Source organism: Pseudovibrio sp. POLY-S9 (assembly GCF_001431305.1).
In the GTDB taxonomy this organism is placed as follows: Bacteria; Pseudomonadota; Alphaproteobacteria; order Rhizobiales; family Stappiaceae; genus Pseudovibrio.
Window position 1 is genome coordinate 1 of the sequence record NZ_LCWX01000136.1, and the last position, 318, is coordinate 318.

The 318-nt window shown below is 59.4% G+C and carries 1 pseudogene; it reads left to right on the forward strand.

Going from position 1 to position 318, the window contains the following annotated elements:
* Nucleotides 1–186: pseudogene (locus PPL9_RS11805) on the forward strand (type I secretion system permease/ATPase); the annotation flags it as partial.
* Nucleotides 187–318 lie beyond the last annotated feature (132 nt).

A 318-nucleotide genomic window follows, 5' to 3' on the forward strand; every position in this document is an offset into this window, starting at 1 on the left:
GCTGTTGATCTGCTGCTTGTTGTGAAGGATGGCCAGCAGGCCGCCTTTGGCCCGAAAGACGAAGTCCTGCCAAAAATCAGCGCCCCAGCTGGTGTGCCAGCACCCGGTACAAAACCGGCCCCCGGCGCACAACCAGCCCCAGCTGCTGCAAAAACAGGACCATTGAGCGTGGTGCCACATGCCTGAGCAAACAACCCTCTCCACCATTCAGACCTCTCGTAAGAAACACATGCGCTGGGGCCTCGTCCTTGTGGGCGTTCTTGTGCTTGGCCTTGGCGGCTGGTCCTCCGTTGCCAAGATCAACAGCGCAGTGATCAC